Here is a 2,162-nt window from a genome sequence, read left to right as displayed (position 1 = left end):
GTCGTCGGCCGCGGGTTGGGTTTGATGCCTGCGGACTCCGGTGAGCGGGGGTCCCGTCGCGGGGATGCGGCCTCCCGTAGCCCGGCCTCGACGTCCGGGTCGGTGGCCGGGGCGGTGGGTCCGAGCGTGTGCGTGTCCGGGCGGTCCGGTCGGGTGTCCCGTGCCGCGAACGCGTCCCCGGCGGCGGGTCCGGGCGCGTCCGTGTGCGGGCGCCCCGGTCGGGCGGTCTCGGGCCGAGGGGACTCGGGGCGGGGGACCGGGCCTCGGGCGGGGAGGAACGTGGGCGGGACCGCCGGGCCCGTCCTGGTGCCGGTGGCGGCCGGGTCGGGGCCCCGGCCCTCGTCGGACGGGTGTTGGCCGGACGGCGGTCGTGCGGTCACGGGGAGGTCCTCCCGGGGGTGTCGGAGGCGGATAGCGGCGAGGGGTCAGCGGACGGCGGCGGCCAGTCGGCGGATCGCGGTCATCGGGACCGGCAGCCAGTCGGGGCGGTGGCGGGCCTCGTAGAGGACCTCGTACACCGCCTTGTCGGTCTCATGGGCGCGCAGCAGCTCCGGTTCGTCGCGCGGATCCGTACCGGAGGCTTCCGCGTACCCCGCGCAGTAGGCGGCACGCATGCCCCCGGCCCAGTCCTGCGGGGTGTCGTGGCCGCCCACGGCCGCCGCGTAGTCGAAGGAGCGGAGCATGCCCGCGATGTCGCGGACCGGCGGCTGCGGGCGGCGGCGTTCGGCGAGCGGACGGGACGGCTCGCCCTCGAAGTCGATCAGCGACCACTGCCGTTCCGCCGTCAGCAGGGCCTGCCCGAGGTGCAGATCGCCGTGGATGCGCTGGGCCGCCCAGGTGCGCCCGGTGCGGCCGAGGGCGGCGACGTCCTCGTACGCGGCGTGCAGCGCGCCCCGGTACGGCTGGAGCGCGGGCACCGCGGCGGCGGCCGAGTCGAGGCGTTCGCTCATGGCGGCCGCGAGGTGTTCGATCTGCGGGCGGCGCAGTACGGAGACGGGGAGCGCATCGGCCATCGCGAGGTGGACCTCGGCGGTGGCGTGGCCGAGGGCGTGGGCGGCGTCGGTGAAGTCGGCGCGTACGGCGAGGGCGTCGAGGGCGAGCTGCCAGCCGTCGGTGGACCCGGCGAGGTAGGGCTGGAGGACGCCGAGGGTGAACGGTTCCGGACGCGGACCAGGCCCCTCCGGCGGCGGGGCGGCCTCGAACCAGGCGGCGGGGGCGGGTACCCGGGTGCAGCCGGTGCGGGCGAGGGCGAGGGGGAGTTCGAGGTCGGGGTTGGTGCCGGGGCTGACCCGCCGGAAGAGCTTGAGGATGAACGTATCTCCGTACACCACGGAGGAGTTGGACTGCTCGGCCGTCATCAGCCGGGGCGGCAGGATGGAGGGGATGGCGCTGGAGGGCTCGCGTACGAAGCGCAGGGGGTCCAGACGGCCGGGGACGCGGAGCCGCTCCAGGAGGATCGAGGCGAGGCGGGGGTCGGCCAGCGCCTCGTACACGGTACGGCCGTCCAGCGGGCCGCCGCTGGGGCGGCCGATGAGCGCCGGGGCGAGGGAGGGCGGCAGGGTGGTGCGGACGCCGAGCAGGATCTGGTAGCAGTCGCTGGCGGCCGCGCCGCGGCGGTGGCCGCAGCCGAAGCCGTGGCGGTGGCCGGGCGGTTCCGGCTGCTGGGCGCGGATGAGCAGATGGAGTAACCCGGGGGTCGTGCCGCCCGGCGGGCTGGGCAGTATCTCGGTCGCGGAGACGAGGGCGAAGCCGGTGACGGGGCGGCCCTTGCCCGCGAACCAGCGCTGCCGGGGGAGCCACTCGGCGAGCAGCGGCGCGAGCGAGCCGAGCAGCCCGGCCCCTGGGCCGTCCGGGCCTCGGGCCGCCGCGGCCGTGCTGGCGGCGGCGGTTGATGCGGTAGCGGTCGGCGGGTGGTGTGCCCCCCGGGAGAACGAAGCTTCCGGCATGGCGTCGCGTCCTTTCCCCGGGCACACGACAGATCAGGGCAAAGTGTCCCGGATTGCGGCATTGACTGTGCGACGGTGCGGGACGTGTCGGGCGAGGATCGTCCGTACGGTGAGTACGGAGTACGCGATCGGCTCCGCCGGTGGTGGTAGTAGTCAGAGTGCCCATGAACCCATGACGAAAACGCCGCCCCCACCCAAAGGGGCCACTTTCCCCCA

At 75.6% G+C, this 2,162-nt stretch carries 1 protein-coding gene and 1 pseudogene; both read right to left on the bottom strand.

Annotated elements, in window-relative coordinates:
- Nucleotides 1-380, bottom strand: a pseudogene (locus SSOG_RS54780) (1,4-alpha-glucan branching enzyme); the annotation flags it as partial.
- Nucleotides 381-425: 45 nt separating this feature from the next.
- The gene (locus SSOG_RS14190) at nt 426-1,946 is read right to left on the bottom strand and encodes a maltokinase N-terminal cap-like domain-containing protein (RefSeq protein WP_009714914.1); all 1,521 of its coding nucleotides are present in this window, start codon (nt 1,944-1,946) and stop codon (nt 426-428) included.
- Nucleotides 1,947-2,162 lie beyond the last annotated feature (216 nt).

This window comes from Streptomyces himastatinicus ATCC 53653 (assembly GCF_000158915.1).
Lineage (GTDB): Bacteria > Actinomycetota > Actinomycetes > Streptomycetales > Streptomycetaceae > Streptomyces > Streptomyces himastatinicus.
The sequence above is the reverse complement of the archived record's forward strand: the minus strand, read 5'-3'. Positions and strand labels throughout refer to the sequence as shown.

Bases quoted from the DNA above. Each gene is read 5' to 3' on its own strand.
- SSOG_RS14190 (WP_009714914.1), bottom strand. From the start codon at position 1,946: ATGCCGGAAGCTTCGTTCTCCCGGGGGGCACACCACCCGCCGACCGCT.